This window comes from Pseudomonas sp. GW821-FHT09H03 (genome assembly GCF_059415945.1).
On the sequence record NZ_JBWKOF010000014.1, the window covers coordinates 108091 to 131056 of the forward strand.

Here is a 22966-nt window from a genome sequence, read left to right on the forward strand (position 1 = left end):
CCCACTTGCCGACGATTGAAGATTTCCTACAGCTGCGTCGTTTTCGTCAACTTTGGAGTGTTTACAACAATGGCTAAAATCGTCGACATCAAAGGTCGTGAAGTTCTCGACTCCCGTGGCAATCCCACCGTGGAAGCGGATGTGCTTCTCGACAACGGCATCATCGGCAGCGCCTGCGCGCCGTCCGGTGCTTCCACTGGCTCGCGTGAAGCGCTCGAGCTGCGTGATGGCGACAAGAGCCGTTACCTGGGCAAGGGCGTTCTCAAAGCCGTAGCCAACATCAACGGCCCGATTCGCGACCTGCTCAAGGGCACTGATCCAAGCGACCAGAAAGCGCTGGACCTGGCGATGATCAAGCTCGACGGTACTGAAAACAAAGGCTCCCTGGGCGCCAACGCGATCCTCGCCGTTTCCCTGGCCGCGGCCAAGGCAGCAGCACAGGACCAGGACCTGCCGCTGTACGCACACATCGCCAACCTGAACGGCACCCCAGGCGTCTACTCGATGCCGGTTCCGATGATGAACATCATCAACGGTGGCGAGCACGCCGATAACAACGTCGACATCCAGGAATTCATGGTTCAGCCGGTTGGCGCCAAGTCTTTCTCGGAAGGTCTGCGCATGGGCACCGAGATTTTCCATCACCTCAAGGCTGTCCTGAAGGCCCGCGGCCTGAGCACCGCCGTAGGTGACGAAGGTGGTTTCGCGCCGAACCTGGCTTCCAACGAAGACGCTTTGAAAGTGATCTCCGAAGCCGTGGCCAACGCTGGCTACAAGCTGGGTACCGACGTGACCCTGGCACTGGACTGCGCGGCCAGCGAATTCTACGAAGACGGCCAGTACAACCTGGCTGGCGAAGGCCAAGTGTTCACCGCTGAAGGTTTCGCTGATTACCTCAAAGGTCTGACCGAGCGTTACCCGATCATCTCCATCGAAGACGGCCTGGACGAGTCCGACTGGGCTGGCTGGAAAATTCTCACCGACAAGATCGGCGAGAAAACCCAACTGGTAGGCGACGACCTGTTCGTGACCAACACCAAGATCCTGAAAGAAGGCATCGACAAGAAGATCGCCAACTCGATCCTGATCAAGTTCAACCAGATCGGCACCCTGACCGAAACCCTGGAAGCCATCCAGATGGCCAAGGCCGCTGGTTACACCGCAGTGATCTCGCACCGCTCCGGCGAAACCGAAGATTCGACCATTGCCGACCTGGCCGTGGGCACCTCGGCTGGCCAGATCAAGACCGGCTCACTGTGCCGTTCCGACCGCGTTTCCAAGTACAACCAACTGCTGCGTATCGAAGAGCAGTTGAATGGCAAAGCCAAGTACAACGGTCGTGGCGAGTTCCGCGGTTAACTGCAAGATGGTAAAAAGTCAGCGGATTTGTGTCAGAAAAGTCGCTACAAGGACGTTTTTGCCACTATCCTGACGCCTTATCAGCACAAGCCTGGTCCTTCCAGGCTTCGTGCTGTCAGTAGCTTCACGTTTTGGCTAGGCTGTCTTTTTTCACTGGATACCTGATATTCGATGCGCAGTCCCAATTGGTTGTTCCTCGTCTTGCTTCTGCTGCTGGCTGGCCTGCAGTACCGCCTGTGGGTGGGTAATGGCAGTCTGGCGCAAGTGGCCGACCTGACTCAGCAGATTGCCGATCAGCAAGCTGAGAACCAGACACTGCTGGAGCGCAACCGGGTCATGGACGCTGAAGTCAGTGAGTTGAAAAAGGGCATGGAGACCGTTGAAGAACGGGCTCGGCATGAGTTGGGCATGGTCAAGGACGGTGAAACCCTTTACCAGCTAGCCCAATGAACCCGACCTTGCCGGCCTTCTGGGCCGTTATTCCTGCCGCGGGCGTCGGTGCCCGTATGGCCGCGGACCGTCCCAAGCAGTACTTGCAACTGGGTGGGCGCACTATTCTCGAACACAGCCTCGGCTGTTTCCTTGATCATCCTTGCCTGAAAGGGTTGGTGGTCAGTCTTGCTGTCGATGATCCTTATTGGCCGAACCTGGCCTGTGCCAGCGATGTGCGCATTGCCCGGGTCGAGGGCGGTGCCGAGCGTTCCGGCTCGGTGCTCAACGCATTGCTGCACTTGCATGCGCAGGGCGCCGATGATGAGGATTGGGTGCTGGTTCACGATGCTGCACGGCCGAACCTGTGCCGTGACGATCTGGACAAGTTGTTGGCTGAGCTGGTTGATGACCGGGTTGGCGGGCTGTTGGCCGTGCCCGCGCGGGATACCCTGAAGCGCGTCGACAAGCACGGTCGCGTCGTCGAAACCGTGGACCGCAGTGAAATCTGGCAGGCCTACACGCCACAGATGTTTCGCCTGGGGGCATTGCATCGCGCATTGGCGGACAGCCTGGTGGCGGATGCCGTCGTCACCGATGAAGCGTCGGCCATGGAGTGGTCCGGTTTATCGCCGCGCCTGATCGAGGGGCGAGCGGATAATCTCAAGGTCACCCGGCCTGAAGATCTGGAGTGGTTGCGTCAGCGCTGGGCCAGCCGTCGCTGACTGCCGTGGTGTCTGCCAGATTGCTTTCGCGAGCAAGCCCCCTCCCACATGGGGCCGCGTTCATTCAAGCAAAGGTGATCAAATGTGGGATCGGGCTTGCTCGCGAAAGCGATGGTCCAGACAGTCGACATTTCACTGACACACCGATAATTTCCTAGTTTCGGTATTCAGGCCGCTCGGCCAACCCTTCCTTCAGATAATCCACCAGCTTGCGCACCTTCGGCGACAAATGCCGCTGCTGCGGATACAACGCCCACACCGCCGTATTCGGCGGCTGATGCGCCTCCAGCAGCGAAATCAATGCGCCGCTGTTCAGATGCTCCAGCACGTAATAATCCGGCAACTGACACAAACCGACACCCTGCAGTGCCGCATCCAGCACCGCTTGCCCACTGTTACAGCGCCAGTTGCCCTGTACCCGCTGGGAAAACTCCCGCCCGTTCTGTTCCAGTTGCCACAGGTCTGAGCTGCCAATGAGGCAGTTGTGACGGCTCAGTTCCGACAAGCTGTGCGGGCGCCCATAGCGTTCCAGGTAGGACGGCGAGGCACACAGATACATGCGTCGCGGCGCGAGGCGGGTGGCCACCAGCCGTGAGTCCTGCAAGCGACCCAGACGGATCGCCAGGTCCAGGCCTTCGTGCACCAGATCGAGTTGACGATTGGTCAGTTCGATATCGACGCGCAACTGCGGATACAGCCCCATGAAACGCGTCACCAGCGGTACGATGAATCGCTCGCCGTACGCCACGGCGCAGGTCATGCGCAGCATGCCCTTGGGCTCGCTGGTCAGGTCGCCGACTGCTCGCAGCGCTTCTTCGCGACCATCCTGCAGTCGCTGGCAATGTTGCAGAAAAGTTTGCCCGGCCTCGGTCAGGGTAACTCTGCGGGTGCTGCGGTACAGCAAACGGGTTTGCAGGCGCTCTTCAAGGCGTACGATTTGTCGACTGACATGCGAGGAAGAAACCCCGAGGCGCTCGGCGGCAGCGGTGAATTGGCTGCATTCGGCGACGGCGACGAATTCGTCTATGCCTTCCCAGCGGTTTTCGGACATGAATGATTATCCCTGAATGGCAATAATGTTTTGCTTTTGTCCTGATTATTCATCGTTAGGTGCTGTATTACACTCTCCCTCTCGTTTTTATTCATTGGAGTATCACCATGATCAAGTCGCGCGCTGCCGTTGCCTTCGAGGCCAAAAAGCCTCTGGAGATCGTCGAGGTCGATGTCGCCATGCCCAAGGCCGGTGAAGTGTTGCTGCGCGTGGTGGCCTCCGGTGTCTGCCATACCGATGCCTACACCCTGTCGGGCGCTGATCCGGAAGGCATCTTCCCGTCGATCCTCGGTCACGAAGGCGGTGCGATCGTCGAAGCGATTGGTGAGGGCGTGACGTCCGTTGCAGTCGGCGATCATGTGATCCCGCTTTACACCCCGGAATGCCGCCAGTGCAAATTCTGCCTTTCGGGTAAGACCAATCTTTGCCAGGCAATTCGCGCTACGCAGGGTAAAGGTTTGATGCCAGACGGCACGTCGCGTTTTTCCTACAAGGGCGAAACGATTTTCCACTACATGGGGACTTCCACTTTTTCCGAGTACACCGTGCTGCCGGAAATCTCCGTCGCTAAAATTGCCAAGGAAGCACCGCTGGAAAAAGTCTGCCTGCTGGGCTGCGGTGTCACCACTGGCATCGGCGCAGTTCTCAACACCGCCAAGGTGAAACCCGGTGATACCGTGGCCATCTTCGGCCTCGGCGGCATCGGCCTGTCGGCCGTCATTGGTGCGGTCAAAGCCAAGGCTGCGCGGATCATTGCCATCGATATCAACCCGGCCAAATTCGAGATCGCCAAACAGCTGGGTGCAACCGATTGTGTAAACCCGAAAGACTTTGATCGCCCGATCCAGGAAGTCATCGTCGACATGACTGATGGTGGCGTCGACTTCTCGTTCGAGTGCATCGGCAATGTGCAACTGATGCGTGCCGCGCTTGAGTGCTGCCACAAGGGCTGGGGCGAATCGGTGATCATCGGCGTCGCCGGCGCTGGTCAGGAAATCGCCACCCGTCCGTTCCAGTTGGTCACCGGTCGTGTCTGGCGCGGTTCAGCTTTTGGTGGCGTGCGTGGCCGTACCGAGTTGCCAAGCTACGTGGAAATGGCCGAGACCGGCGAAATCCCGCTGGATACCTTCATCACCCACACCATGGGCCTGGAAGATATCAACAAGGCTTTCGACCTGATGCATGAAGGAAAAAGCATCCGCTCCGTCATTCATTTCTAAGGAGCAGCGACAAGCTGCAAGTTAAAAGCTGCAAGAAGGCTCAGCGCCCACTTGCAGCTCGAAGCTTGGGGCTTGCGACTGAAATATCTATGAGTCTGGAAAACATCTCATGCCAGAAAAGCTTCGGCGGCTGGCACAAGCGTTATCGCCATCGCTCGGATGTGCTTGGCTGCGACATGGTGTTCGCCGTATACCTGCCGCCGCAGGCGGAACAGGGCGGCAAGCTGCCGGTGCTGTACTGGCTGTCGGGCCTGACTTGCACTGACGAGAACTTCATGCAAAAGGCCGGCGCCATGCGCATGGCTGCCGAGTTGGGGCTGATCATCGTCGCACCGGACACCAGCCCTCGCGGCCCCGATGTCCCTGGGGATCCGGATGGCGCGTGGGACTTTGGCCTCGGCGCCGGGTTCTATCTGAATGCCACGCAGGAGCCGTGGTCGCGACACTATCGGATGCATGACTATGTCGTGCAGGAATTGCCCGCTTTGGTCGAAGCCCATTTCCCGGCTTCCGACAATCGCGGTATCAGCGGTCACTCCATGGGGGGGCACGGTGCACTGGTGTGTGCCTTGCGCAATCCGGGGCGTTATCTGTCGGTGTCGGCGTTCTCGCCGATCAACAATCCGATGGACTGTCCGTGGGGACACAAGGCCTTTTCCCGCTACCTGGGAGAAGACCGTTCGAAGTGGCGCGAGTGGGATGCCTGTGCGCTGATCGCAGAGGCGGGGGAGAAACTGCCGCTGCTGGTCGATCAAGGCGATCGCGATGATTTCCTCGCTACCCAGCTCAAGCCGCAGGCCCTGCAACAGGCCGCCAAACTGGCCGGTCATCCGTTGACGTTGCGCCTGCAACCTGGCTACGACCACAGTTATTTCTTCATCGCCAGTTTCATCGATGATCACTTGCGGCATCACGCACATGCTCTAGTTGCCTAATGCAGGTAGAATCACGCCCTGACAAAAATCGGGGCGTTTTTTTATGCGTATTGGCCACGGCTATGATGTGCACCGTTTCGCTGAAGGCGATTTCATCACTCTGGGCGGCGTGCGTATCGCACACGACTTTGGATTGCTCGCGCACTCCGACGGTGATGTCCTGCTGCATGCGTTGAGCGATGCCCTGCTGGGTGCGGCCGCGCTGGGTGATATCGGCAAACACTTCCCGGATACCGATCCGCAGTTCAAAGGTGCCGACAGCCGCGCACTATTGCGTCACGTCGTCGCTTTGATCCACGCCAAGGGCTGGAAAGTCGGCAACGTCGATAACACCATCGTCGCCCAGGCGCCGAAAATGGCCCCGCATATCGAATCGATGCGCGCGCTGATTGCCGCGGATCTTCAAGTTGAGCTCGATCAAGTGAACGTTAAAGCTACCACCACCGAAAAGCTCGGCTTTGTCGGTCGCGAAGAAGGTATTGCCGTGCATTCCGTTGCCTTGTTGCTGCGCCCATGAACGAACTGCAACTGCTCGGCCCGCGGGCCTATGGTGAACCCCTCGGCACTGCGGTACTGAAAGCCATCGCCGAAGATTTCCAGGTCGATGAAGTCCTTGATATCCCCTTGAGTGGCGACGGTGAACACCTGTGGATCTGGGTGGAAAAGCGCGGCCTGAATACTGAAGAGGCCGCACGGCGGATTGCCAAGGCTGCGGGCGTGTCCCTGCGCACTGTCAGCTATGCCGGGCTCAAGGATCGTCAGGCGTTGACGCGTCAGTGGTTCAGCGTGCAACTGCCAGGCAAGGCCGATCCAGATTTGTCGGCAGCCGAAAACGACACGTTGAAAATACTCAAGACCAGCCGCCACAAGCGCAAGCTGCAACGCGGTGCGCACTCGGCCAACGGTTTCACCCTGCGCCTGACCCAGTTTGCCGGCGACAAGGCCGCCATCGAAGAGCGGCTGCAACTGATAACCAAACAGGGCATTCCCAATTATTTCGGCTCCCAGCGCTTTGGTCACGACGGCGGCAACGTCGTCGATGCACGCGCCTGGGCGGCACGCAAGGCACTGCCAGAACAACGCAACGTGCGTTCGCGGCTGCTCTCGACCGCCCGTAGTTTTCTCTTCAATCAGGTGCTGGCCGCGCGTGTCGCCGATGGCACCTGGCAGCGTGCCCAGGTCGGTGACTTGCTGGCATTTACAGACAGTCGCAGTTTTTTTCCGGCTGGCGAAGCCGAATGCAGCGATCCGCGACTGGCGATTCTCGATCTGCATCCGACCGGTCCACAGTGGGGCGAAGGTGACTCGCCGGCCACTGGCGTTGTCCATGAACTGGAGCAGGCCATCGCCGCGCGCGAAGCGGACCTGCGTGATTGGTTGATCAGCGCCGGTATGAGTCACGAACGTCGCATCCTGCGGCTGCCCATTGCCGGGTTGACGTGGCATTATCCCGAACCTGACATTCTGCAACTGGAATTCGTCCTGCCGGCCGGATGCTTCGCCACCGTATTGGTGCGCGAACTCGTTGATCTGGTACCGGTAGGGCAGACGGACAGCCAATGCGTATTCTGATTTCTAACGATGATGGGGTAACCGCACCCGGTCTTGCCGCGCTTTATGCTGCGCTGGCGGATTACACCGAATGCGTGGTTGTCGCCCCGGAGCAGGACAAAAGCGGCGCCAGCAGTTCGCTGACGCTCGACCGTCCGTTGCACCCGCAAATCCTCGCCAACGGCTTTATCAGCCTCAATGGCACACCCACCGATTGCGTGCACCTGGGGCTCAACGGCCTGCTGGAACGCGAAGTCGACATGGTGGTTTCCGGTATCAACCTGGGCGCGAACCTGGGCGACGACGTGCTGTATTCCGGTACTGTGGCAGCCGCGCTGGAGGGGCGTTTCCTCAAGAGTCCTTCGTTTGCCTTTTCATTGGTCTCACGCCAAGTGGAGAATCTTCCCACAGCTGCCTATTTCGCGCGCAAACTGGTCGAGGCCCATGCCGACCTGGATCTGCCCCCGCGTACGGTACTGAACGTGAATATTCCCAACTTGCCGCTGGACCATATCCGCGGTATCCAGTTGACCCGTCTGGGCCATCGCGCCCGCGCTGCGGCCCCGATAAAAGTGGTCGATCCGCGTGGCAAGGCCGGTTACTGGATTGCGGCGGCGGGTGATGCGGAAGACGGCGGCCCCGGCACCGATTTCCACGCCGTGATGCAGGGCTACGTTTCCATTACGCCTCTGCAACTGGATCGCACCTTCAATGATGCCTTCAGAAGTCTCGACGGCTGGCTGGAGGGGCTGCGCTAATGGGTCGTGAACAAGACGATATGTTGCGTCGCGGTATCGGGATGACGTCTCAACGCACCCGTGAGCGCTTGATTCAGCGTCTGTATGAAGAAGGCATTTCCAGTGCCCGGGTGCTGGAAGTCATCCGTCGTACCCCGCGCCACCTGTTCGTCGACGAGGCGCTGGCACACCGTGCCTACGAGGACACGGCGTTGCCGATTGGCAATAACCAGACCATCTCCCAGCCTTATATGGTGGCTCGCATGAGCGAGTTGTTGCTGGAGGCCGGTCCCCTGGACAAAGTGCTGGAGATCGGCACCGGTTCGGGTTACCAGACGGCGGTGCTTTCACAGCTGGTCGAGCGGGTATTTTCCGTCGAGCGAATCAAGGTTCTGCAGGACCGGGCCAAGGAGCGCCTGGTTGAGTTGAATTTGCGTAACGTGGTGTTTCGCTGGGGCGATGGCTGGGAAGGGTGGCCGGCATTGGCGCCGTACAACGGGATAATCGTGACCGCCGTGGCAACCGATGTGCCCCAGGCTCTGCTTGATCAATTGGCGCCCGGAGGGCGATTGGTGATTCCGGTAGGGGCCGGCGAAGTCCAGCAATTGATGTTGATCGTGCGGGAAGAACACGGTTTTTCAAGAAGGGTGCTGGGAGCCGTACGCTTTGTTCCACTGCTCAATGGGCCACTGGCCTGACATTAGTTTTCACCACGCTGAATTCTCTTCGATTGCCTCTGTCTTACACCGGCATCGATGGTTTAAACAGAGTTCAACGTAAGGCAGCAAACGTGTGCGTCGTTGATTGAAGGTAAAGCCTGCGCCGCCCGTTATACTTGCCACTTCGTACCGCAGTCCGGTAATTCAAAAATTTCAGCCACCACAAAGGGAGCGGCGGGTGAGTCTCACAGTCATTGTGCAGCGTATGGGTACAACAAGCTTTCAGCGCCTGGTGACTGGCCTTGTCTTGAGCACCTTGCTGGTCGGGTGTTCCAGCAACAAATCGAGCGATGTGGGCGTGGTCGATCGCAACAAGGCTGCAGCCCAGCGTCCGGCAGTGACGACAGGGCAATATATCGTCAAACCCAAAGACACTCTGTTCTCCATCGCTTTTCGCTACGGTTGGGACTACAAGGCCCTCGCGGCCCGGAACAACATTCCTGCGCCCTACACCATCCGGCCGGGTCAGACGATTCGCTTTGATGGTCGTACCGGTTCAACGTCGACCTCGGTGGTCAGCTCATCGAATTCATCGCCTTCGTCGTCGAGTAAAACCACGGTTTACCGGCGTCCGGTAAACGCAGCCACCTCCAGCACGGCCGCTGTTACACCGTCCGTCGCCAGCAAACCGGCCCCCGCTCCGTTGCCCCCGCCCGGCCCAGCCCCGACCGGCTGGGGGTGGCCTTCTAATGGCATTCTCATCGGGAAATTCTCTTCAAACGGCAGTTTGAATAAAGGAATTGATATCGCCGGAGATTTGGGACAGCCTGTTTTAGCTGCGTCTGATGGGACTGTCGTATACGCCGGGAGTGGCTTAAGGGGCTACGGCGAATTAGTGATCATCAAACACAGCGAAACCTACGTCAGTGCCTACGGACATAACCGCAGGTTGTTGGTTCGGGAGGGGCAGCAGGTCAAGGTCGGACAGACAATTGCCGAAATGGGGTCAACGGGTACAGACCGGGTGAAGCTGCATTTTGAGATTCGCCGACAAGGTAAACCAGTAGATCCGCTGCAATTCCTGCCACGTCGTTGATCGCTTACCAGCCTGTTCCGTCGCGTAGAGGGGACAGGCTCCAGCGTTGCCAAGGATAAAGGCGCCGCTTGAGCTTGAGGTCGAACTCACCAAAGGACTATAACAATGGCTCTCAGTAAAGAAGTGCCGGAGTTTGACATCGACGATGAGGTTCTCCTGATGGAGGCCGGCATCGACACGGATTCGATGTCGAATGATGAAGGGGCAGCTCCACCTTCCGTTCGCGTCAAATCCAAACACTCCGCTTCGTTGAAACAACACAAGTACATTGACTACACGCGGGCGCTGGACGCTACGCAGCTGTATCTCAATGAGATTGGTTTCTCCCCTCTGCTGTCTCCCGAAGAAGAAGTTCATTTTGCGCGGCTGTCGCAAAGTGGCGATCCTGCCGGGCGCAAGCGCATGATCGAAAGTAACTTGCGGCTGGTGGTGAAGATCGCCCGACGCTACGTAAATCGTGGGCTGTCGCTGCTTGACCTGATCGAAGAGGGCAACCTCGGCTTGATCCGGGCGGTGGAGAAGTTCGATCCGGAACGCGGCTTCCGCTTTTCGACCTACGCGACCTGGTGGATCCGTCAGACCATCGAACGCGCAATCATGAATCAGACCCGTACCATTCGGTTGCCGATCCATGTGGTCAAAGAGCTGAACGTATACCTGCGCGCCGCTCGGGAACTGACGCAAAAACTCGACCACGAACCTTCACCCGAAGAAATCGCCAACCTGCTGGAAAAACCGGTGGGAGAGGTCAAGCGCATGTTGGGCTTGAACGAGCGGGTTTCTTCGGTCGACGTCTCGCTGGGTCCGGATTCGGATAAAACCCTGCTGGACACCCTTACCGACGACCGACCTACCGATCCTTGTGAATTGCTGCAGGACGACGACCTGTCCCAGAGCATCGATCAATGGCTCTCCGAGCTGACCGACAAGCAACGTGAAGTGGTGATACGCCGCTTCGGTCTGCGTGGTCACGAGAGCAGTACCCTTGAAGACGTAGGCCTGGAAATTGGCCTGACCCGGGAGCGGGTCAGACAGATTCAGGTTGAAGGCTTGAAGCGACTGCGCGAGATCCTGGAGAAAAACGGCCTGTCGAGCGAGTCGCTGTTTCAATAATTCGACCGTCTCTGATGGCCCGGAAACCCTCGACTGGCTCGAGGGTTTTTTTATCGCCGGGCGCAGGGCAGGAGTCATCTCGGGTTTACAGACTTTCAATGTAAGCCCTGGCTTACTCTTTCGTAAGTGTTCGTTATTTTTACACGTTGGAAGTTGCCAGTTTTTTGATTGATGGATTTTAACTTATTGATTTATAAGAAATTATGATAATCAATACGAAGTTATGCCAACAATTTGATCGTGTTTGGCGGGTTGCTCCTGCCAGGGAAAACTCTAATATCCAGGTTGTGTCGACGGACAGACACGCCCTTCAAGGATGAAGGGAATGGAAATCGCAGGATGCGATTCATCAGGACGATGAAAAGGAACACAGGGAATAGGGAAAAAGGTGGGCGGGTCAAACCGCCCCTTTTTTTTGCCTGCAGAAAAGCAAAAAGGCCCTTGTGGGGCCTTTTTCGGGAACGCGGGGATAATCAGCGTTCGAGCTGTTCGATCTTGCCTGGTTTGCCATCCCATTCAGCGGAATCGGGCAAAGGATCTTTTCTTTCAGTGATGTTTGGCCAGATATCAGCCAACTCTGCGTTCAGCTCAATGAAGTTTTCCATGCCGGACGGCACTTCATCTTCGGAGAAGATGGCCACGGCAGGGCATTCAGGTTCGCACAGGGCGCAGTCGATGCACTCATCCGGGTGAATCACCAGGAAGTTCGGGCCTTCGTAAAAGCAGTCCACCGGACAGACTTCTACGCAGTCGGTGTACTTGCACTTGATGCAGTTGTCGGTGACGACGAAGGTCATTTCTAATTTTCTCCTCAGGCGCGGCTTGCTGCGCCCCTTCACGTGGGGGTCGCAGGTTCGGGAGCGATAGTCTGCTGGCCAGGCTATTAGCCAGCAGCATCCCAAACCGCGCGAGATTCTAACAGCTTGCGGCCCGCTGCGTTAGATCCGGTTCTTTAGTGCATAGAGCATTTCGAGTGCACGGCGTGGCGTCATGTCGTCCAGGTCGAGCTTTGCAAGCTCATCGAGCACTGGGTGCGGCAAGCTGGCGAACAAGTCGCTTTGCTGCGGCGCAGCCGGTTTGCCCTTGGCAGGCTTCGGTGCTTCATGAGGCAGCGCGGTGTCTTCCAGGCGGCTCAGGTGCTCACGGGCACGCAAGATCACCTCCGTCGGCACACCCGCCAGCTGCGCCACGGCCAGGCCGTAGCTTTGGCTGGCGGGCCCGGGGAGTACATGGTGCAGGAACACAATGCGCTCGTTGTGTTCGGTGGCATTGAGGTGCACGTTGGCTACCAGCGGCTGGGATTCGGGCAGCACGGTCAGTTCAAAGTAGTGGGTGGCGAACAGGGTGTAGGCGCGAAGTTGCGCCAGGCGCTCGGCCGCCGCCCATGCCAGGGACAGGCCATCAAAGGTGCTGGTGCCGCGACCGACTTCGTCCATCAGCACCAGGCTGCGTTCGGTGGCATTGTGCAGGATGTTTGCAGTCTCGCTCATTTCGACCATGAAGGTCGAACGCCCGCCGGCCAGGTCATCGCTGGAGCCGATCCGGGTAAAGATGCGATCGACCAGCGACAGCTCACAGCTGGCGGCCGGCACGAAACTGCCGATGTGCGCCAGCAATACGATCAACGCGGTCTGGCGCATGTAGGTGGATTTACCGCCCATGTTCGGACCGGTAATCACCAGCATGCGGGTGCTGTCGTCCAGGCTCAGGTCGTTGGCCACGAACGGCGTAGTCAGTACCTGTTCGACCACCGGGTGACGGCCCTGGCTGATGCGCATGCAGGGTTCGCTGACGAAACGCGGGCAGTTCAGGTCAAGGTTCAGCGCGCGCTCGGCGAGGTTGCTCAGCACATCCAGTTCGGCCAGTGCACCCGCGGTATCTTGCAGTGGTGGCAACTGGCTGATCAGGTCTTCGAGCAGCGCTTCGTAGAGCATTTTCTCGCGGGCCAGGGCGCGGCTCTTGGCCGACAGCGCCTTGTCTTCAAAAGCCTTGAGTTCCGGGGTAATGAAGCGCTCGGCACCCTTGAGGGTCTGGCGCCGAATGTAGTCGGCCGGTGCCGATTCGGCCTGCTTGCTCGGCAGTTCGATGAAGTAGCCGTGGATGCGGTTGTAACCGACCTTCAAGTGGGACAGGCCGGTGCGGGCCTTTTCCCGGGCTTCGAGGTCGATCAGGAATTGCCCGGCGTTCTCGCTGAGCGATTGCAGGTCATCGAGCTCGCTGTCGTAACCGGTCTTCAACACGCCGCCGTCACGGATCACTGCCGGCGGGTTGTCGATGATGGCTTTTTCCAGCAGTGCCGCCAGTTCCGGGTAGGTGCTGGTGATGGTCGCCAGTTGCTGCAGGTGCGGCGCTTCGAGCTCGGTCATCGCCACTTGCAGTTCGGGCAATGCACCCAGGGCATCGCGCAAGCGCGCAAGGTCACGCGGGCGGGCGTTACGCAGGCCGATCCGCGCGAGAATACGCTCGATGTCGCCGATTTCCTTGAGTTGCGGTTGCAGGCGCTCGAACCGGTAGCGGTCGAGCAGGCAGGTGATCGACGACTGGCGTGCCAGCAACACCGTCAGGTCACGCAGTGGACGGTTCAGCCAACGGGTCAACAGGCGGCTGCCCATGGCGGTCTGGCAGCGGTCGACCACCGATTGCAGGGTATTGTCGCGACCGCCGGCCAGGTTGGTATCGAGTTCCAGGTTGCGACGGCTGGCACCGTCCAGCACCACGGTGTCGTCGAGGCGTTCATGGCGCAAGCTGCGCAAATGGGGCAGGGCGGTGCGCTGGGTTTCCTTGGCGTAGGCCAGCAGGCAACCGGCGGCACCGATGGCCAGGGTCAGGTTTTCGCAACCAAAGCCTTTGAGGTCCTGGGTGGAAAATTGCTGGCACAGGCTTTTGAATGCCGAGTCGCGCTCGAAATCCCACGGCGCGCGGCGACGAACGCCGCGACGTTTTTCCGCCGGCAGATCCTTTGGCCAGTCATCCGGGATCAACAGCTCTACGGGATTGACCCGCTCCAGTTCCGCCAGCAGGTTTTCCCAGCCCTTGATTTCCAGCACGCTGAAGTTGCCGCTGGTGATATCCAGCACCGCCAGGCCGAACAGGCGCTCATCGCCCAGAACGGCGGCGATCAGGTTGTCCCGGCGTTCATCCAGCAGTGCCTCGTCACTCACCGTCCCCGGGGTGATGATCCGCACCACCTGACGTTCCACCGGCCCTTTGCTGGTAGCCGGGTCACCGACCTGCTCGCAAATCACCACCGATTCGCCCAGCTTCACCAGTTTGGCCAGGTAGCCTTCGGCGGCATGGTAAGGAATACCGCACATCGGAATCGCCTGCCCGGCCGACTGCCCGCGGGCGGTCAGGGTGATGTCCAGCAGCTTGGCGGCCTTCTTCGCGTCTTCGTAGAAGATCTCGTAGAAGTCGCCCATGCGGTAGAACATCAGCTGGTCTGGGTGCTGGTTCTTCAGGCGCCAGTATTGCTGCATCATCGGGGTGTGCGAGGACAGATCGGAAGTAGCTGTATTCATCGGTAGCTTAGGAAGACTCGTTGAAAGGTGTGGGGCAAAAGGAGGGGCATCGGCCCGGCTTTTCCGCGATGGGCGCAAGGTTACCATGGGCGGTCTACCCGCCGCAGGCATGAAAGCCGCTGCTCGCCTTGTCACTTGTCGTGACACTGATGGTTGGGCGCCCGGCAACATTGGCGCAGGCGCTGGCTCTGCACATTTTGATCCGTCTTGTAACTTGCAAGTGCGACCCGCTGGTGTACGGTTAGTCTCATCCGCCCCATCAGGAGATCACCGTGAAAGAAATCACCCAGCTGGCCGCTGAACTTGGCCGACGCTTGCAGGTTCTCAATGCCCACGTGACCACGGCCGAGTCTTGTACCGGTGGCGGCATCGCCGAGGCCATTACCCGTATTCCGGGCAGTTCCGCGTGGTTCGAAGCCGGTTACGTCACCTACTCAAATCGACAGAAAACCCTGCAACTGGATGTTCCAGTGGAGTTGTTCACCACGGTGGGGGCAGTCAGCCGCGAGGTGGTCGAGGCCATGGTTCGTGGCGCACAGGAAAAAAACCGCGCGTATTTCTCCGTGGCCGTCAGTGGTATCGCCGGGCCGGATGGTGGAACAGCGAACAAGCCGGTGGGCACGGTCTGGCTGGCCTGGGGCGTGGGCGACCAGGTGTTCACCGAGCTCCAGCACTTCCCTGGCAACCGCGATGACGTCCGCCGACAAACGGTGAAGGCCGCGCTAGAGGGGCTGCTGCGCTATGCCGCGGCAGAAATCTCAAATCAGGGGTAGGCGATCGGCAAACCCTGTGGAATAATACTGTCTACTTATACAGGTGTTGGCCGTCAGGCCTTATTGATTACGTGAGGACTTTAATGGACGACAACAAGAAGAAAGCCTTGGCTGCGGCCCTGGGTCAGATCGAACGTCAATTCGGCAAGGGTGCCGTAATGCGTATGGGCGATCAGGACCGTCAGGCGATCCCGGCCATTTCCACCGGCTCTCTGGGTCTGGACATCGCACTGGGCATTGGCGGCCTGCCAAAAGGCCGTATTGTTGAAATCTACGGTCCTGAATCTTCCGGTAAAACCACGCTGACCCTGTCCGTGATCGCCCAGGCGCAAAAAGCCGGCGCAACCTGCGCATTCGTCGATGCGGAACACGCCCTCGACCCGGAATACGCCGGCAAGCTGGGCGTCAACGTCGACGACCTGCTGGTTTCCCAGCCGGACACCGGCGAGCAGGCCCTGGAAATCACCGACATGCTGGTGCGTTCCAACGCGGTTGACGTGATCATCGTCGACTCCGTGGCTGCCCTGGTACCCAAGGCGGAAATCGAAGGCGAAATGGGTGACATGCACGTGGGCCTGCAAGCCCGCCTGATGTCCCAGGCGCTGCGTAAAATTACCGGTAACATCAAGAACGCCAACTGCCTGGTCATCTTCATCAACCAGATCCGTATGAAAATCGGCGTGATGTTCGGCAGCCCGGAAACCACCACTGGTGGTAACGCGCTGAAGTTCTACGCTTCGGTTCGTCTGGACATCCGCCGCACTGGCGCGGTGAAAGAAGGTGATGAGGTTGTCGGTAGCGAAACCCGCGTCAAGGTTGTGAAGAACAAGGTTGCTTCGCCGTTCCGTCAGGCCGAGTTCCAGATTCTTTACGGCAAGGGCATCTACCTCAACGGTGAGATGATCGACCTGGGTGTTCTGCACGGTTTCGTCGAGAAGTCCGGTGCCTGGTATGCCTATGAAGGCACCAAGATCGGTCAGGGCAAGGCCAACTCGGCCAAGTTCCTGGCAGACAACCCGGAAATCGCCGCGAAGCTCGAGAAGCAACTGCGTGACAAGTTGCTGTCCCCGTCATCGGTTGCTGATGCCAAAGCTTCAGCGGTCAAAGAGACCGAAGACGACCTGGCTGACGCTGATATCTGATCAAAGCGATGACCGCCGTACTCGATACCCTCGTCGCGGTGCGGCGAACCGCCATGGACCTGCTCGCACGACGCGAGCACGGTCGAGTCGAGCTGACGCGTAAACTGCGTCAGCGCGGCGCCAGCTCTGAAATGATCGAAACAGCGCTCGACCGTTTGACGGAAGAGGGCCTGTTATCCGAAGCCCGTTACCTCGAAAGTTTTGTCTCCTATCGTGCCCGTTCCGGTTACGGCCCTTTGCGTATTCGTGAAGAGTTGAGCCAGCGCGGCCTGCAGCGTAGCGACATAGAACTGGCCTTGCGCGAGAGCGGTATCCTTTGGCACGAGCAGCTGGAAGATACCTGGCGACGAAAATTTTCCGGGCAATTGCCGACAGACGTTCGGGAGCGCGCCAGGCAAGGCAGGTTCCTGGCGTATCGGGGGTTCTCGATGGAGATGATCAACCGCTTGTTCAGCGGTAGAGGGATGGATGATTAAGAAGCGGCCCGCTATTTCGATAGCGGGCCGTTTTTTTTGCATCAGGAAACCTTTGAAGCTGCCCGTGCGCGCTGTTGCACCTTCGGTGTGGGTTGCGCCCGGTTTTCCGGCAGGTTGATGTAGTCCACCAGCTCGCGCAGGCGACCATGATTACGGGCGTTGAAGTTGAAGGCCAGTCGCGCAAGATGGCTGTACTGGGCTTCGTCGTGTTCTTCGCCGTTGTAGGCGTGCTGATGGAAATGATCGCTCAGGCACAGATCGGCAAACGCCTGCTGCATGTGTTCGAGTGCCTGGTCGCTGAGCGGGTGATTCATGCGAATCAGGAATTGCTGCTTGAGCCAGCGGCTGGAGTGGAAGTTGCTGTAGAACTGGTTGATGTGTTCCACCGCTTCATCGACGTTGTAGACGAGTTTCACCAGCTTCATGTCGGTGGGCAGGATGTAGCGATTTTCTTCCAGTTGCTCGTGTATGAAGTTCAGCGCTCCTTGCCAGAACGTGCCGCCCGGCGCGTCCAGCAGTACCACAGGTACCAGCGGGCTTTTGCCGGTCTGGATCAGAGTCAGCACTTCCAGTGCTTCATCCAGGGTACCGAAGCCGCCCGGGCACAGCACCAGCGCATCGGCTTCCTTGACAAAGAACAGCTTGCGGGTGAAGAAGAAGTGGAAAGGCAGCAGGTTGCTCGTACCGTTGACGGTGGGGTTGGCGTGCTGTTCGAAGGGCAGGGTGATGTTGAATCCCAGGCTGTGAGTCAGGCCGGCCCCTTCGTGGGCCGCGGCCATGATGCCGCCACCGGCACCGGTGATGACCATCAGGTCCGAGCGCGCCAGAGCGGCGCCGAGCTCCCGCGCCATCGCGTACAGCGGGTGTTCTATCGGGGTTCGGGCGGAACCGAACACAGTGACTTTGCGTCGTCCCTTGAACTGTTCAAGCACGCGAAAGGCCTGCTCCAGTTCGCGCAAGGCTTGCAGGGTGATCTTGGCGTTCCAGCGGTTGTGGTCTTCCTGGGCCATGCGCAGCACAGTCAGGATCATGTCTCGATAGATCGGAATGTTCGGGCTGTTGGGTGAAATGAGGTTGAGTTGTTCTTCGACCTTGTTAATGAGGTCGTGGCCGCTTTCTGCAAAATGACGGCTGAGGAGGTCATTCGGTTGGTAAGGCATTCAACTTCTCCTTCTGCACAGAACCCAAGGCTTCGACTGCGTATGTCGAATGCCGCGACACGTCCTGCGTCGCTGTCTGCTCAGGCCCATGCCTGGGCGATCCACTTGGCCCGACCGGCAGCCGGGTCATCCAGACAGGTTCTGTTTGTCCTTGGATGAAAGAAACGTTCGCACAACACGACGCGTTACGGGCAGCCCCTTTCCTGCCCTGAAAGTGAACATGGTTAGCGCAAATCCCGACCTTGCAATGAATGGCTGCCTTGATCATTGCGCCATAAGGTCTTTCCTGGCAATCGCTTATTGACGATTTGCAAGGTGGATTCGCCGCTCGACTCATTTGAGTCTTGAGGAGGAGTGCTGCCGACGATTGCGTGGTGCTGAGCGTCGGTCGCACTTTTTGCAGGCGTTGTTGGCGCAACTGCGCGCCGAGGATGAACAGCGGCGCGCCAATTCCCGGTGATTACTTCTTCTTCGCCGGGGTTGCTTTCGGGCAATCCGATTCCTCGAAGCTTGCGGAGCCGACCGGACGGTTGGTTTTCACTTCGGTGAAGTCGTAGCGCATGATCGCGCCCTTGGCCATCAGCTTGCGAAAGCCAGGGTTATTGCAGACCGAGGAGCCGAGCTGGAAGTACACCGCTTTGGGGTCCGCGCGCATTTTATCGGCGTGGCTGCTTTGTACGCTCAGGTGGTTGATCAGCACCTTGCCTTCGACGGTATAGCCTTGATCGAGGATGTCTTCGTTGATCGCCCTTGGCGTGCCGACACTGCTTTGAGTGGCGACGTTTTTCAGCTCTCTGTTCAGATTCTGCTCATTCAAGGACGCAGCCTGAACGCTAAAGGACGACGCCAGCAAAATGGCAGCGGTAGGAACGATAAGGCGCAGCATGAAACTCTCCTGGTTCAGTGATGGGCGTTTGACCCATCACGTGACTGTGCGTTCAGTGGCGGCGAATTATAGGGGAGCCGGTCTGGACGGTACAGGCTTGCGCCGGCTGGTCTGGTAAACTGTGTGCACTTTTTGCCCTGCCGAGTGTGTTTCGTGTCGATTTTTCCTCCCTGCCGACGTTGCCTGCAATGAGCCATGTCCCTGCGCGTTTTGCCTCCAACGCTGTAGCCCGCTTGCGCGACCAGCGCGAAGAGGAGGGCATCAGGCCGATTCAGGCCCGTGGCTGGCGGGCGACCCGTTGCCGCGCGTGCCGGGTGATCGAGAGTCATTGCCTGTGCGCGTGGCGTCCGCAGGTTGAGAGCCGTTCCGGCATCTGTCTGATCATGACCAGCAAGGAAGTGTTCAAACCGAGCAATACCGGATGGCTGATCGCCGATGTCGTGCCGGACAATCATGCTTTCATCTGGTCGCGTACCGAGATCGACCCCCAGCTGCTGGCGTTGTTATCCGACCCGACATGGCAGCCTTATCTGGTGTTCCCCGGCGAGTACGTTGCACCGGAGCGCGTGACCAACACCGTGGACATCAACAGCACCAGGCGGCCGCTGTTCATTCTGCTGGATGCGACCTGGACCGAAGCGCGGAAGATTTTCCGTAAAAGCCCATATTTCGATAAGTTGCCGATCCTCAGCCTGCTACCCGAACGACTCTCGCGCTATCGGCTGCGTCGTTCGACTCGCAGCGAGCATCTGTGCACGGCGGAAGTGGCGGCATTGTGTCTCGATCTGGCGGGCGACGTTGCCGCCGCTTCGGCGCTGGATGCTTATTTTGACGTGTTCAGCCAGCACTACCTCGATGCCAAGCATCAGCTGGAAATGAATGTTTCGACCCCGGCACACGCCGAGTTAATGCCTTATGTGTAGCAGCTAGCCAGATTGGTGTGCTGATTGTTGCGTATACTGCAATAAAGTGTACTGGCCATTCGGCTTGACCACCCCGGTTTCGCTGGGCATGCTTGGCGCCGATTGGGTTGCGGCCAGCGTTTGAAACGCCGTTTTATCTGGCGTTGAACGTGCCCTGTCGGTGCAGAGCTGCGTGGCTGTACTCGAGTTGTGTTGGCGATGCCTGAATGCATCGGGTATTCCCTGAAAAACAGGATCAATTGAAACATGGCCACATACGAAATCCTGATTGCCGATGATCACCCTCTTTTTCGTAGCGCGTTGCACCAGGCACTGACGCTGGGTCTTGGCCCGGATGTGCGTCTGGTGGAGGTGGCGAGCATTGCCGAGCTGGAAACCCGCCTGACCGAAAAATCCGATTGGGATCTGGTGCTGCTGGATCTGAACATGCCGGGGGCGTATGGTTTTTCCGGATTGGTCCTGTTGCGGGGTCAGTATCCACAGATTCCGGTGGTCATGGTGTCGGCCCAGGAAGAGGCGACCATCATGGTCAAGTCTCGCGAATTCGGTGCCAGCGGTTTTATCCCCAAGTCCAGTGATCTGAGTGTTATTCAGAGTGCAGTGCGTGCGGTGCTTGACGGCGATGTTTTCTGGCCGCCCCAGGCGTTCGAAGCGGTCAGCGTTTCCGAGGAAGCCAAGGCTGCCAGCGAGGGTCTGGCGAGCCTGACTCCGCAGCAGTTCCGGGTATTGACCATGGTCTGCGAAGGCTTGTTGAACAAACAGATCGCTTACGAACTGAGCGTTTCCGAAGCGACCATCAAGGCCCACGTGACCGCGATTTTCCGTAAGCTGAATGTGCGGACCCGAACCCAGGCCGCGTTGCTCTTGCAACAACTTGAGTCAATTTCCAGCCACTAACGCTGGTACGTTCACGCTTTTTTGACTTTGGTTAATTTAGCTTTCCCACTTCTTTTTTTCAGTTGCCTACTCTATGTCACCTTTCAAAGGCCAAACCGGCCTTAAACGTATTCTCAACGCCTCCGGTTATTCGCTGGATGGACTGCGCGCCGCTTTCACTGGCGAAGCGGCTTTTCGCCAGCTGGTGTTGCTTAACGCGATACTGATTCCACTGTCTTTCTTTCTGAATGTCAGCCGGGTCGAGCAGGCGCTGCTGATTGCGGTGTGCCTGTTGGCATTGATCGTCGAGTTGCTCAACTCAGCGGTGGAAGCGGCGATCGACCGCATTTCCCTTGAGCTGCACCCGCTATCCAAGAACGCCAAGGACATGGGCAGTGCCGCGCAGTTCGTGGCACTGAGCATGATTGCGCTGGTGTGGGCGGTGATCCTGCTTTAAGCGATTGTCGGCAGTACGATCTCGTCGCTGCGCTGAACCCCGGCGGTGAAGGCGCGGCAGAGCTCGAGGAATTCGCGCATGGCCGAGGTCTGGTATTTCTGTTTGTGCCAGATGAAATAGAACTGCCGCGCCAGATCCAGGTCCGGTGTTTCCACGGCCACCAGGCTGCCGCGGCGGAACGCATCGCGCAGTGCCAGCCTGGAAATGCAGCCAATCCCCAGGCCTGACTCCACCGCGCGTTTAATTGCTTCGGTGTGCTCAAGCTCCAGGCGGATGTTCAGTGCGCTGTGATGGTGACGCATGGCCTGGTCGAAGGTCAGTCGCGTGCCCGAGCCTCGTTCCCGCAGGATCCAGGCTTCCTGGCTCAACTCGTCCATGGTCGCCGAACCGCGCTTGGCCAGTGGATGCTGAGGGGCGCAAAACACCACCAGTTCGTCTTCGACCCAACTCTGGACTTCGATGTCCGGATGGCTGCAATCACCTTCGATTAGACCCAGATCAATTTCATAGTGGGCTACTTGTTGCACGATATTGGCAGTGTTCTGCACGTGTAGCTTCACCTGGCTTTCCGGATGGCGCTGCATGAAGCTGCCGATCAGCAGCGTGGCCAGGTAATTGCCGATGGTCAGGGTCGCCCCCACTGCCAGCGAGCCGAAACCGGACTTGCCATTGAGCAGGTCTTCGATCTCCTTGGCCTGATCGAGCAGGGCCACGGCTTGTGGCAGCAACTGCTTACCGAGGGCGTTGAGGCTCAGCCGTTTGCCGGCACGGTCGAACAGCTGGCAGCTGCACTGACGCTCCAGTTCGGTGATCGAGGTGCTCGCCGCCGATTGCGAGAGGTTAAGCAGGCCCGCAGCACGGGACACGCTTTCCTGCTGGGCGACGGCGACGAAGACTTGAAGTTGACGGAGAGTAAATCGCATATCGATATAACCGATAACCCTTATCTTAATAATCCATTTAACAGATATTGTGTCTGCCTTTAGAATGCGATGCAATTGCGCAAAGCCGCTTGTCGTCCAAGACCAGGCGCAGAATATCTCCAGGAGTCCCACGTACATGAGCAACATGAACCACGAGCGTGTCCTCAGTGTTCACCACTGGAACGACACTCTGTTCAGCTTCAAGTGCACCCGTGATCCGGGCCTGCGCTTCGAGAACGGTCAGTTCGTGATGATCGGCCTGCAACAGCCCAACGGCCGCCCGCTTATGCGCGCTTACTCGATTGCCAGCCCAAACTGGGAAGAGCATCTGGAATTTTTCAGCATCAAGGTGCCGGATGGCCCGCTGACTTCCCAGTTGCAGCACCTGAAGGAAGGCGACGAGATCATCATCAGCAAGAAGCCTACCGGCACGCTGGTGCTGGATGACTTGAAGCCTGGCAAACATTTGTACCTGCTCAGCACCGGTACCGGTCTGGCGCCATTCATGAGCGTCATCCAGGACCCGGAAACCTACGAGCGTTTCGAAAAAGTGATCCTGTGCCACGGCGTACGTTACGTCAACGAAGTCGCCTACCGCGAATTCATCACCGAGCACCTGCCGCAGAACGAGTTCTTCGGCGATGCACTGCGTGACAAGTTGATCTACTACCCGACCGTGACCCGCGAGCCGTTCGAGAACGAAGGGCGCCTGACCGACCTGATGCGCAGCGGCAAGCTGTTCAGCGACATCGGCCTGCCGCCGATCAACCCGCAGGACGACCGCGCCATGCTGTGCGGCAGCCCGAGCATGCTCGACGAGACCAGCGAAGTGTTGAACAGCTTCGGCCTGAAAGTTTCGCCGCGGATGCGCGAGCCGGGTGACTACCTGATCGAGCGTGCGTTCGTCGAGAAGTGACCTCAGGTCCCCGTAGGAGCGAGCATGCTCGCGATGGAGGT

At 58.6% G+C, this 22966-nt stretch carries 24 protein-coding genes; 18 read left to right on the forward strand and 6 right to left on the reverse strand.

What is annotated here, in order from left to right; all coding sequences use genetic code 11:
* Positions 1 to 69 precede the first annotated feature (69 nt).
* From eno to ispD, 3 genes are all read left to right on the forward strand, one after another.
* Positions 70 to 1359, forward strand: a complete 1290-nt coding sequence (gene eno, locus AC07OG_RS20145) for a phosphopyruvate hydratase (protein ID WP_060541045.1) — start codon at positions 70 to 72, stop codon at positions 1357 to 1359.
* A gap of 171 nt (positions 1360 to 1530) precedes the next feature.
* Positions 1531 to 1809, forward strand: coding sequence for a cell division protein FtsB (ftsB, locus tag AC07OG_RS20150; protein WP_008019784.1), 279 nt, complete (start codon positions 1531 to 1533; stop codon positions 1807 to 1809).
* On the forward strand, positions 1806 to 2513 hold the full coding sequence (gene ispD / locus AC07OG_RS20155; protein ID WP_495067894.1) for a 2-C-methyl-D-erythritol 4-phosphate cytidylyltransferase: 708 nt from the start codon (positions 1806 to 1808) through the stop codon (positions 2511 to 2513). Before ftsB ends, ispD begins: the two co-directional genes overlap by 4 nt.
* A gap of 154 nt (positions 2514 to 2667) precedes the next feature.
* On the opposite strand, the gene AC07OG_RS20160 is transcribed toward ispD, so the two are convergent.
* A complete protein-coding gene (locus AC07OG_RS20160; RefSeq protein ID WP_060541047.1) occupies positions 2668 to 3564 on the reverse strand; it encodes a LysR substrate-binding domain-containing protein in 897 nt (298 codons plus the stop codon).
* Between the two features lie 107 nt (positions 3565 to 3671).
* On the opposite strand from AC07OG_RS20160, the gene AC07OG_RS20165 reads away from it, so the two are divergent.
* The 8 genes from AC07OG_RS20165 (at position 3672) to rpoS (ending at position 10875) form a co-directional block, all read left to right on the forward strand.
* A complete protein-coding gene (locus tag AC07OG_RS20165; protein ID WP_060541048.1) occupies positions 3672 to 4784 on the forward strand; it encodes an S-(hydroxymethyl)glutathione dehydrogenase/class III alcohol dehydrogenase in 1113 nt (370 codons plus the stop codon).
* A gap of 89 nt (positions 4785 to 4873) precedes the next feature.
* A complete protein-coding gene (gene fghA / locus AC07OG_RS20170; protein WP_495067895.1) occupies positions 4874 to 5719 on the forward strand; it encodes an S-formylglutathione hydrolase in 846 nt (281 codons plus the stop codon).
* A gap of 43 nt (positions 5720 to 5762) precedes the next feature.
* Positions 5763 to 6236: a 2-C-methyl-D-erythritol 2,4-cyclodiphosphate synthase gene (gene ispF, locus AC07OG_RS20175; RefSeq protein ID WP_060541050.1), complete on the forward strand. Its 474-nt coding sequence runs from the start codon at positions 5763 to 5765 to the stop codon at positions 6234 to 6236.
* Positions 6233 to 7291: a tRNA pseudouridine(13) synthase TruD gene (truD, locus tag AC07OG_RS20180; RefSeq protein WP_495067896.1), complete on the forward strand. Its 1059-nt coding sequence runs from the start codon at positions 6233 to 6235 to the stop codon at positions 7289 to 7291. Before ispF ends, truD begins: the two co-directional genes overlap by 4 nt.
* Positions 7279 to 8028: a 5'/3'-nucleotidase SurE gene (gene surE / locus AC07OG_RS20185; protein ID WP_060541052.1), complete on the forward strand. Its 750-nt coding sequence runs from the start codon at positions 7279 to 7281 to the stop codon at positions 8026 to 8028. The genes truD and surE overlap by 13 nt, the downstream gene beginning before the upstream one ends.
* A 41-nt stretch (positions 8029 to 8069) precedes the next feature.
* Entirely contained in the window at positions 8070 to 8705 is a 636-nt protein-coding gene (locus AC07OG_RS20190; RefSeq protein WP_495067925.1) for a protein-L-isoaspartate(D-aspartate) O-methyltransferase, read from the forward strand.
* Positions 8706 to 8904: 199 nt separating this feature from the next.
* On the forward strand, positions 8905 to 9762 hold the full coding sequence (locus AC07OG_RS20195) for a peptidoglycan DD-metalloendopeptidase family protein (protein ID WP_495067897.1): 858 nt from the start codon (positions 8905 to 8907) through the stop codon (positions 9760 to 9762).
* A gap of 105 nt (positions 9763 to 9867) precedes the next feature.
* Positions 9868 to 10875 carry an RNA polymerase sigma factor RpoS gene (gene rpoS / locus AC07OG_RS20200; RefSeq protein WP_060541055.1) on the forward strand — a complete coding sequence of 336 codons (1008 nt, stop codon included), beginning with the start codon at positions 9868 to 9870 and terminating at the stop codon, positions 10873 to 10875.
* Between the two features lie 473 nt (positions 10876 to 11348).
* Here rpoS and fdxA read toward each other — a convergent pair whose 3' ends face one another.
* Positions 11349 to 11672 (reverse strand): ferredoxin FdxA, encoded by a 324-nt coding sequence (fdxA, locus tag AC07OG_RS20205; RefSeq protein WP_060541056.1) that lies wholly within the window; start codon positions 11670 to 11672, stop codon positions 11349 to 11351.
* Between the two features lie 141 nt (positions 11673 to 11813).
* Positions 11814 to 14393 (reverse strand): DNA mismatch repair protein MutS, encoded by a 2580-nt coding sequence (gene mutS, locus AC07OG_RS20210; protein ID WP_060541057.1) that lies wholly within the window; start codon positions 14391 to 14393, stop codon positions 11814 to 11816.
* A gap of 272 nt (positions 14394 to 14665) precedes the next feature.
* Here mutS and AC07OG_RS20215 point away from each other — a divergent pair, with 272 nt between their 5' ends.
* From AC07OG_RS20215 to recX, 3 genes are all read left to right on the forward strand, one after another.
* Complete coding sequence (locus AC07OG_RS20215) at positions 14666 to 15166, forward strand: CinA family protein (protein WP_060541058.1); 501 nt, start codon at positions 14666 to 14668, stop codon at positions 15164 to 15166.
* Between the two features lie 83 nt (positions 15167 to 15249).
* Positions 15250 to 16308, forward strand: coding sequence for a recombinase RecA (recA, locus tag AC07OG_RS20220; protein ID WP_060541059.1), 1059 nt, complete (start codon positions 15250 to 15252; stop codon positions 16306 to 16308).
* Between the two features lie 8 nt (positions 16309 to 16316).
* On the forward strand, positions 16317 to 16784 hold the full coding sequence (recX, locus tag AC07OG_RS20225) for a recombination regulator RecX (RefSeq protein WP_495067898.1): 468 nt from the start codon (positions 16317 to 16319) through the stop codon (positions 16782 to 16784).
* A 41-nt stretch (positions 16785 to 16825) separates the two neighbouring features.
* Here the strand turns inward: recX and AC07OG_RS20230 are convergent, their stop codons facing one another.
* Together AC07OG_RS20230 and AC07OG_RS20235 are read right to left on the reverse strand one after the other, a co-directional pair.
* Positions 16826 to 17944 carry an LOG family protein gene (locus tag AC07OG_RS20230; RefSeq protein WP_495067899.1) on the reverse strand — a complete coding sequence of 373 codons (1119 nt, stop codon included), beginning with the start codon at positions 17942 to 17944 and terminating at the stop codon, positions 16826 to 16828.
* Between the two features lie 460 nt (positions 17945 to 18404).
* A complete protein-coding gene (locus AC07OG_RS20235; RefSeq protein WP_060541062.1) occupies positions 18405 to 18830 on the reverse strand; it encodes a PA3611 family quorum-sensing-regulated virulence factor in 426 nt (141 codons plus the stop codon).
* Between the two features lie 188 nt (positions 18831 to 19018).
* Here AC07OG_RS20235 and AC07OG_RS20240 point away from each other — a divergent pair, with 188 nt between their 5' ends.
* The 3 genes from AC07OG_RS20240 to AC07OG_RS20250 all read left to right on the forward strand — a co-directional run bounded on the left by AC07OG_RS20240 (position 19019) and on the right by AC07OG_RS20250 (position 21086).
* Entirely contained in the window at positions 19019 to 19753 is a 735-nt protein-coding gene (locus AC07OG_RS20240; protein WP_495067900.1) for a tRNA-uridine aminocarboxypropyltransferase, read from the forward strand.
* Positions 19754 to 19999: 246 nt separating this feature from the next.
* Positions 20000 to 20650 (forward strand): response regulator transcription factor ErdR, encoded by a 651-nt coding sequence (gene erdR, locus AC07OG_RS20245; RefSeq protein ID WP_060541064.1) that lies wholly within the window; start codon positions 20000 to 20002, stop codon positions 20648 to 20650.
* A gap of 73 nt (positions 20651 to 20723) precedes the next feature.
* Positions 20724 to 21086 carry a diacylglycerol kinase gene (locus tag AC07OG_RS20250; protein WP_007907286.1) on the forward strand — a complete coding sequence of 121 codons (363 nt, stop codon included), beginning with the start codon at positions 20724 to 20726 and terminating at the stop codon, positions 21084 to 21086.
* On the opposite strand, the gene AC07OG_RS20255 is transcribed toward AC07OG_RS20250, so the two are convergent.
* Positions 21083 to 22009 carry a LysR family transcriptional regulator gene (locus tag AC07OG_RS20255; protein WP_060541065.1) on the reverse strand — a complete coding sequence of 309 codons (927 nt, stop codon included), beginning with the start codon at positions 22007 to 22009 and terminating at the stop codon, positions 21083 to 21085. The genes AC07OG_RS20250 and AC07OG_RS20255 overlap by 4 nt on opposite strands.
* A gap of 136 nt (positions 22010 to 22145) precedes the next feature.
* Between AC07OG_RS20255 and fpr the strand changes: the two genes are divergently transcribed.
* Complete coding sequence (gene fpr / locus AC07OG_RS20260) at positions 22146 to 22925, forward strand: ferredoxin-NADP reductase (protein WP_008054100.1); 780 nt, start codon at positions 22146 to 22148, stop codon at positions 22923 to 22925.
* Positions 22926 to 22966 lie beyond the last annotated feature (41 nt).

Excerpts from the sequence above, each read along its gene's own strand:
- ftsB (WP_008019784.1), top strand. The coding sequence starts at position 1,531 with ATGCGCAGTCCCAATTGGTTGTTCCTCGTCTTGCTTCTGCTGCTGGCT.
- mutS (WP_060541057.1), bottom strand. The coding sequence starts at position 14,393 with ATGAATACAGCTACTTCCGATCTGTCCTCGCACACCCCGATGATGCAG.
- eno (WP_060541045.1), top strand. The coding sequence starts at position 70 with ATGGCTAAAATCGTCGACATCAAAGGTCGTGAAGTTCTCGACTCCCGT.
- erdR (WP_060541064.1), top strand. The coding sequence starts at position 20,000 with ATGGCCACATACGAAATCCTGATTGCCGATGATCACCCTCTTTTTCGT.
- AC07OG_RS20250 (WP_007907286.1), top strand. The coding sequence starts at position 20,724 with ATGTCACCTTTCAAAGGCCAAACCGGCCTTAAACGTATTCTCAACGCC.
- AC07OG_RS20230 (WP_495067899.1), bottom strand. The coding sequence starts at position 17,944 with ATGCCTTACCAACCGAATGACCTCCTCAGCCGTCATTTTGCAGAAAGC.
- AC07OG_RS20160 (WP_060541047.1), bottom strand. The coding sequence starts at position 3,564 with ATGTCCGAAAACCGCTGGGAAGGCATAGACGAATTCGTCGCCGTCGCC.
- AC07OG_RS20235 (WP_060541062.1), bottom strand. The coding sequence starts at position 18,830 with ATGCTGCGCCTTATCGTTCCTACCGCTGCCATTTTGCTGGCGTCGTCC.
- rpoS (WP_060541055.1), top strand. The coding sequence starts at position 9,868 with ATGGCTCTCAGTAAAGAAGTGCCGGAGTTTGACATCGACGATGAGGTT.
- recX (WP_495067898.1), top strand. The coding sequence starts at position 16,317 with ATGACCGCCGTACTCGATACCCTCGTCGCGGTGCGGCGAACCGCCATG.
- truD (WP_495067896.1), top strand. The coding sequence starts at position 6,233 with ATGAACGAACTGCAACTGCTCGGCCCGCGGGCCTATGGTGAACCCCTC.
- fdxA (WP_060541056.1), bottom strand. The coding sequence starts at position 11,672 with ATGACCTTCGTCGTCACCGACAACTGCATCAAGTGCAAGTACACCGAC.
- AC07OG_RS20190 (WP_495067925.1), top strand. The coding sequence starts at position 8,070 with ATGACGTCTCAACGCACCCGTGAGCGCTTGATTCAGCGTCTGTATGAA.
- AC07OG_RS20240 (WP_495067900.1), top strand. The coding sequence starts at position 19,019 with ATGAGCCATGTCCCTGCGCGTTTTGCCTCCAACGCTGTAGCCCGCTTG.
- recA (WP_060541059.1), top strand. The coding sequence starts at position 15,250 with ATGGACGACAACAAGAAGAAAGCCTTGGCTGCGGCCCTGGGTCAGATC.
- surE (WP_060541052.1), top strand. The coding sequence starts at position 7,279 with ATGCGTATTCTGATTTCTAACGATGATGGGGTAACCGCACCCGGTCTT.
- ispD (WP_495067894.1), top strand. The coding sequence starts at position 1,806 with ATGAACCCGACCTTGCCGGCCTTCTGGGCCGTTATTCCTGCCGCGGGC.
- ispF (WP_060541050.1), top strand. The coding sequence starts at position 5,763 with ATGCGTATTGGCCACGGCTATGATGTGCACCGTTTCGCTGAAGGCGAT.
- fghA (WP_495067895.1), top strand. The coding sequence starts at position 4,874 with ATGAGTCTGGAAAACATCTCATGCCAGAAAAGCTTCGGCGGCTGGCAC.
- AC07OG_RS20255 (WP_060541065.1), bottom strand. The coding sequence starts at position 22,009 with ATGCGATTTACTCTCCGTCAACTTCAAGTCTTCGTCGCCGTCGCCCAG.
- AC07OG_RS20165 (WP_060541048.1), top strand. The coding sequence starts at position 3,672 with ATGATCAAGTCGCGCGCTGCCGTTGCCTTCGAGGCCAAAAAGCCTCTG.
- fpr (WP_008054100.1), top strand. The coding sequence starts at position 22,146 with ATGAGCAACATGAACCACGAGCGTGTCCTCAGTGTTCACCACTGGAAC.